The organism is Streptomyces rhizosphaerihabitans (assembly GCF_025399795.1).
GTDB lineage: Bacteria > Actinomycetota > Actinomycetes > Streptomycetales > Streptomycetaceae > Streptomyces > Streptomyces rhizosphaerihabitans.
This window is the reverse complement of the sequence record NZ_JAODTZ010000066.1, coordinates 33,305-39,474: the sequence shown is the minus strand read 5'-3', so window position 1 is coordinate 39,474 and position 6,170 is coordinate 33,305. Positions and strand designations below refer to the sequence as shown.

Genomic DNA, 6,170 nt, shown 5'->3' with positions numbered 1-6,170 from the left:
TTGGCTTGATCCTACTGCCTCAGCGCATGTCACCACATTAGGAACCAGATCCCCATATAAAAACGAGGAAATGACGTCGTCCATCACCGGCACGGCCACTTGGTGTTCATCACCAAGTACCGGCGTGAAGTCTTCGACGACGAGATGCCGACCCGCTGCGTGCGAGGGCTTCGACGGCGAGGGTGATCACGTCCACCTGCTCGTGCACTACCCGCCGAAGATCGCCCTGTCCAAGCTCGTCAACAGCCTCAAGGGCGTCAGCTCCCGCTACCTGCGCGCGGAGTACACCGAACGGAACGACCAGACCGGCACAGGCTCGGTGTTCTGGTCCCCGTCGTACTTCGCCGGCTCCTGCGGCGGCGCGCCGCTGAGCATCGTCAAGGAGTACATCGAGAGCCAGAAACGGCCGGCCTGACCCCCACCCCCCAGACGCAGCGAACTCCGACACTTCGCGCCTGCGGGCCAAGGATCGCATTCCCGCCCGACCTGAAGGCCAGGATTCCCCGCGAAAATCAAGGGATGGCCAAGCCCGACGCAGTGTTCATCTACATCGGCACCTACCCGAGCGAAGCCGCGGCACGAGCCGACTACGACATCGTCAAGGACCTTCACTCGGCCGGTGCGGTCGGCACCTACGACGCCTCCGTGGTCACCAAGGACGAGGCCGGCAAGGTCCACGTGAACAAGGACGAGTCGGCCACCCGGCACGGGGCATGGGGCGGAGCCGCGGCCGGGGCGGTCGTCGGCCTGTTGTTCCCGCCTGCAGTCATCGGTACCGCGCTCGTCGGCGCGGCTGCAGGAGGCGTGGGCGGCCACTTGTGGCGTGGCATGTCCCGCGCGGACGTCAAGGAGTTCGGCGAGCTCATCGACGAGGGAGAGGCCGCCCTCGTCGTCGTCGGTGCGAGCACTCTCTCGCAAGCCTTGGAGAAGGCCGAGCTGAAGGCCGAGAAGCAGATCGCCAAGGAGCTCGACGTGAGTACGGACGACATCGACAAGGCCGTCCGGCAGGCGGCCACCGAGGTCGCCTGATCCGCCCGGTTCCCGTCCCGGGGCCGCCGGGTGGCCGACCGTTTCATCGACCGCCCTCCGGTCCCGGTGGCGCGGCCTTCTCCGCCTCGGTCGTGGCACGTCCGGAGGCGGCGAGGAGCGCGAGGAGCGCGAGCAGGGCCAGGAGGATGAGGACGAGCAGCAGGATCGTCAGAACCGTGGGGTGGTTCCAGAGCGCGAAGACCAGGGCCACGATCAGCAGCGCGGCCAGGGCGATCCAACGGCGGTGTGCCTGGGCCCAGGTTCCCGCCCGGCCGGTGCGGACCTGGTGGGCGTAGGCCCATTGAGCCGCGGAGTCCGCGGTGCGCTCGGACGTGCCGCGGACGGCGATCGGCAGCCGCCCGGGACCGATGAGGTAGGCGCCGAGCGCGATGACGACGCCGAGCACGATCGCCGTGCGGAGGCTGACCTTCAGGAAGTGCAGCAGCGTGTCGAAGACGGCCGCCGCGGCGGCCTCCGACTGGACCTGGGCCGGGAGGTGGTCCAGGTAGTAGCGGCGGGCGATGACCAGGACGATGGCGATTACCAGGCAGGCGAAGGCGGCGCCGAGCGTCGTACGGATCAGGGCTCGTCGGCGCCGGTGGGCCAGCAGCACGCCGGCGGTGCCGATCAGCACGACGATCACCGGGAACCAGTTCCCGATCACGTCCAGCAGATGGGCGCCCTTGCGGATCTTGTCGAGTTGGTCGGACTGGAAGAGCACCATCTGCTTGTTGACGTCGGGGATCTTGGAAGCCGGGGACAGTCCGGCGTCCACGAGCGCCTGTTTGACCTGGTCGACGGCTTCGCCGACGTTCAGGGTGACGGTTCCGCCGTTCACGCCGATGGCGCCGCGGCCCTGGCCGGTCAGCGCGTGTACGACCCCGGCGTGGGCCTCCCGGTTGGCGGCCGTCCAGATCTTCTCGAAGCGGTCGCTCCGAACGAAGCGCGTGACCACCTTCTGCACCGTGCTGTCGACCGCCGCGTCGAGCTGGGGGCCGAGCCCCTTCACGGCCTGTGCGGCCTTCGGCGGCAGGCCCTGTGTCTGGAGCCATGCGGCGATGTCCGAGGCCGCCTGGTTGCCGTCGACCCGCACATCGGCGGCATGGGTGATGCGTTTGATCGCCGCGTCCTCGATCGCGGGGTCCGAGGCCAGCGGGGCGACCGTCGCCACGTACCGGTCCGTGTCCAGCGCGATGTCGTGCACCCACACCGTGAGCAGCGCGATCGGTACGAGGATGCAGGTGAGGACGATGAGGACCGCGGAGGCGGTGTTCCTGGCGATCCGCGCGGTCGTCGAGCCGCCCTGGTGCCCACCCCCAGCCGCATCACCCGCGTCCTTCTGCGGGACTGCGTCGGGTTCGGACGGATCGCGGGGGCTGGTCATGGATGCTCCGGGGCTCATCGGGGGCTGCCTGCCTCCATTTCCGTCGCTCCACGGCGGGACGGCACCCTGGGCGGGCCGTACGGGCTAGGGTCCGTCCGGTCGATCACGGCCCGGTGCTCGAACCCGGACCGGCGGTTCAGCCCCTGTGCACCGGGGCGACCCGCGCCGCCATGCGGGGTGCCCGGGACGGATCTACCGTTGAGGGGAAGCCCGGCGCTCGCGGATGCTCGATGCTCCGCCACCGTTGCTCACCCGGCGCCGGAAGCCCACGGGAAGGCACCCATCCATGGCCACTGCGTCGGAAACCCCTGTCCTGGACACGCTCGCCGCGATGACGGTCGACTCGGTCGAACGGTGCGGGCTGGCCCCGGACATGCTGCTGCTCACGCGTATCGCGGCCCTGGCCGCCTCGGATGCTCCGCCGATCTCCTACGTCGCCCATATCGACCCCGCCATCGAAACAGGCGTCACCGCCGCCCAGTTGCAGGACGTCCTGGTGGCCATCGCTCCCATCGTGGGAACTGCCCGCGTCATGACGGCGGCGGGCAACATCGCGAGGGCGCTCGGCATCGCGATCGCTGTCGCCGACGCCGAGATCGAGGGCCAGGGCTGAGAACAGACGCCGCCACCAGGAACGGACGACAGGCGCGGCCCGCAAACAGGGGGCACGGCAGCGCTCGGGCTGCCGTGTCCCCGGTCGCCCCGGGGGCCGCAGGGCCAGGCAGGAGAGCCGACGATGCCCAAGCACGCGACCACCGCGATGCGTACGTCACCCCACGCGACACCCGCGGAGCGCGTGGCACTCGGCAAGGAGGCGCGGCGCCGCTGTCCACGGTCGGGACACGCGGTGTACAGACCCGGTTCGAAGAGACCGGACCCGCTGGCGATCCTGGAGGAGCAGTCCGCGGCCCGGGTGCAGGAGTTGGTGCCCATCCGGTACAGCCGGATGACCGAGTCCCCGTTCCGCTTCTACCGCGGGGCCGCGGCGATCATGGCGTCCGACCTGGCCGGCACTCCCGTCTCGGGAATCAACGCCCAGCTGTGCGGAGACGCCCATCTGCTCAACTTCCGGCTGCTGGCCTCGCCGGAGCGGAAGCTGATGTTCGACATCAACGACTTCGACGAGACGCTGCCGGGCCCCTGGGAGTGGGACGTCAAGCGGCTGTCGGCGAGCTTCGTCATCGCCGCCAGGGCGAACGGCCTCGACGACGCCGAGCGCGCCCGCATCGTGAGCGGCACCGTGCGCTCGTACCGAGAGGCGATGATCCGCTTCGCCGGCATGAGCAACCTCGACGTCTGGTACGCGAAGATCGACGCCGACCGCCTCATAGACCTCACAACGGGCCGGCTTCACAAAAGTGGTCAGAAGAAGCTCGACCACGCCCTGACGAAGGCCCGCTCGCGCGACACCGTGCAGGTCTTCGAGAAGCTCACGCGCCAGGTCGACGGCCGACCGATGATCGCGCCGGATCCCCCGTTGCTCGTGCCCATCGCCGATCTGCTTCCCGACGCCGAACGCACCACGCTGGAGCGCCAGTTCCGAGGACTGATCGAGCGGTACGGACTCACGCTGCCGTCCGACCGGCGTTTCCTCCTGGAGGACTACCAACTCGCGGACGTCGCCCGCAAGGTGGTCGGGGTCGGCAGCGTCGGCACCCGGTGCTGGATCTTCCTGCTCCTCGGGCGGGACGGCCGCGACCCGCTGTTCCTGCAGGCCAAGGAAGCCGACACCTCCGTACTCGCCGACCACGTCGGGGCCAGCCAGTATCGCAACCAGGGCGAACGAGTCGTCGCGGGACAGCGGTTGATGCAGGCGGCGAGCGACATCTTCCTCGGCTGGGAACGCGTGGACGGAATCGACGGCGAGCGCCGCGACTTCTACGTCCGGCAACTGCGCGACTGGAAGGGCATCGCGATGCCGGAGACGATGTCGCCCGGGCAGTTGGAGACCTTCGGCGGCATCTGCGGCCACACCCTCGCCCGCGCGCACGCGCGCTCCGGCGACCGGATCGCGATCGCCTCCTATCTGGGTAAGAAGGACTCCTTCGACCGAGCTCTCGTGACCTTCGCGGAGGCGTACGCCGACCAGAACGAGCGCGACCATCAGGCACTCGTCGACGCGGTACGGGCGGGACGGCTGCCCGCGGAGGACGTTCCGGCCGGCTGACCGGCCGGCCGTCGGACGCCGGCGCGACAGACCGGCCCCTTACTGTGTGCCGCCCTGGGCCCGCCGGCCCTCTTCCACCGCGTTCACCAGGACTCGGGCGGCCACACCGAGCAGCAGGAGGTTGGCGGTGATCTGTCCCGTGACAAGGAGCCGTGCCGGCTCGCTGCGCGGGCTGATGTCGCCGAAGCCGACCGTGCTGAACACGGTCATCGTGAAGTACAGCGCGTCGGTCCTCGACATCGCTTCGCTGAAACTGCCCGGCGCGCTGCGATCCAGCAAGTAGTCGGTCGTGGCGAAGAGCAGCAGGAACAACGGAAGTACCGTTGTCAGAGCGGCCATCGCCCGCAGCCGGGGGCGCTCGGAACTCACGATCCCGCGCGCCTGCCATCCGAGAAGCAGCGCCACCGCCACCAGCCCTGCGACGAGAGCGATGACGGACTTCGCAGTGAAGGCCGAGTCCAGCGGCAGCAGGTAGTAGGCGGCGACCAAGGCGGCCGCGACAAGCACACAGCGCACCGTCGTGAGCACGACCGCCCGACGTCCACTGCGCGACGTTCCGTCCACCGTCCCCCTCTCGGACGCACCCGATGCCGTCACGAACCCGCTGCCTCGTCCACTCGGAAACAGCCACTCTCCCCGAGCATCCCCGGCACCATGCGGACGGCACACCACAAACTCACTGAAATGACTCGTGTGGACACGTCGCACGCCCCGGAACAGACTGAAAGGCATCCGCTGCGGAGGGGATCACCGACACCGGAGGAACGAACGATGCCCGCTTCCGGTACCGGCCCAGCGGCGGCCTCGCCCAGTGGGTGGAACACCCGCCTGTACTGGGAGTGGATCGGCTACAACACGATCGCCTTCGTCACCGTCCTGACCGCCGGTTTCGTACTGGCACTGCTCGGCAGCGACGCCCTCCACCTCGATCTCGCCAGCGGCCACGTTCTGGTGGCTCTCCTGATCGCGACCCTGGGCGCCGTCCTGTTCGGGGGTGTTCTGGGCGCCCTGCAATGGCTGGTCGTCCGGCAGCGGGTACCCCTCCCACGCAAGGTGTGGATCACCGCCAACATCGGCCCGGCGCTGCTGGCCTGGCTCCTCGTGATCATGCCCGCTGTGATCAGCGCCCAGGACTCCGACGGTGACGTGTCGACGACCTACCTGCTGGCCGCCAGCCAGAGCCTGGCCCTCGGCCCCCTGCTCGGCCTGTCGCAATCCATGGTGCTCCGCAAGGTCACCAGCCGCTGGGCCTGGTGGATCGGAGCCAACCTGGCCTCCTGGCTCATCGTCGACGCCGTCATCTACCTGCTGGGCCGCCTGACCAGCGACCTCGACGTCCTCACCGGCGACGGATCACTCGTCGAGATCTACCTGACCCTGATCGCCACGACACCACTGACCGGTCGAGCCCTGCTGTGGGTACTCGCCCCTTCCGCCCTGACCGGAACAACGGCCCCGCAGCCGCCGTGACAACCGGCACAGCCCTGGGGCCGCGTGGCGGTCCCGGGCGCCGCCCTGTGGTCGTTCACCGGCCACGGACGATCCGCCGCGTCGCCGGGGGCCTGCGGCCGCGGGTTCTCGCGCGACCGC

The 6,170-nt window shown here is 69.4% G+C and carries 6 protein-coding genes and 1 pseudogene; 5 read left to right on the top strand and 2 right to left on the bottom strand.

Features of this window, described 5'->3' with window-relative positions:
- The first annotated feature begins 99 nt into the window (after positions 1–99).
- A pseudogene (tnpA, locus tag N4G66_RS39870) lies at positions 100–415 on the top strand (IS200/IS605 family transposase).
- Between the two features lie 104 nt (positions 416–519).
- On the top strand, positions 520–1,029 hold the full coding sequence (locus N4G66_RS39865) for a DUF1269 domain-containing protein (protein WP_261709199.1): 510 nt from the start codon (positions 520–522) through the stop codon (positions 1,027–1,029).
- Positions 1,030–1,072: 43 nt separating this feature from the next.
- Here N4G66_RS39865 and N4G66_RS39860 read toward each other — a convergent pair whose 3' ends face one another.
- Entirely contained in the window at positions 1,073–2,413 is a 1,341-nt protein-coding gene (locus tag N4G66_RS39860) for a hypothetical protein (RefSeq protein ID WP_261709198.1), read from the bottom strand.
- A 286-nt stretch (positions 2,414–2,699) separates the two neighbouring features.
- Here N4G66_RS39860 and N4G66_RS39855 point away from each other — a divergent pair, with 286 nt between their 5' ends.
- Both N4G66_RS39855 and N4G66_RS39850 read left to right on the top strand, forming a co-directional pair.
- Complete coding sequence (locus N4G66_RS39855; protein ID WP_261709197.1) at positions 2,700–3,026, top strand: carboxymuconolactone decarboxylase family protein; 327 nt, start codon at positions 2,700–2,702, stop codon at positions 3,024–3,026.
- Positions 3,027–3,149: 123 nt separating this feature from the next.
- Complete coding sequence (locus N4G66_RS39850; protein ID WP_261709196.1) at positions 3,150–4,580, top strand: DUF2252 domain-containing protein; 1,431 nt, start codon at positions 3,150–3,152, stop codon at positions 4,578–4,580.
- Positions 4,581–4,619: 39 nt separating this feature from the next.
- Here the strand turns inward: N4G66_RS39850 and N4G66_RS39845 are convergent, their stop codons facing one another.
- Complete coding sequence (locus tag N4G66_RS39845; RefSeq protein WP_261709195.1) at positions 4,620–5,108, bottom strand: potassium channel family protein; 489 nt, start codon at positions 5,106–5,108, stop codon at positions 4,620–4,622.
- Positions 5,109–5,351: 243 nt separating this feature from the next.
- Here N4G66_RS39845 and N4G66_RS39840 point away from each other — a divergent pair, with 243 nt between their 5' ends.
- Positions 5,352–6,050, top strand: coding sequence for a hypothetical protein (locus N4G66_RS39840; protein WP_261709194.1), 699 nt, complete (start codon positions 5,352–5,354; stop codon positions 6,048–6,050).
- Positions 6,051–6,170 lie beyond the last annotated feature (120 nt).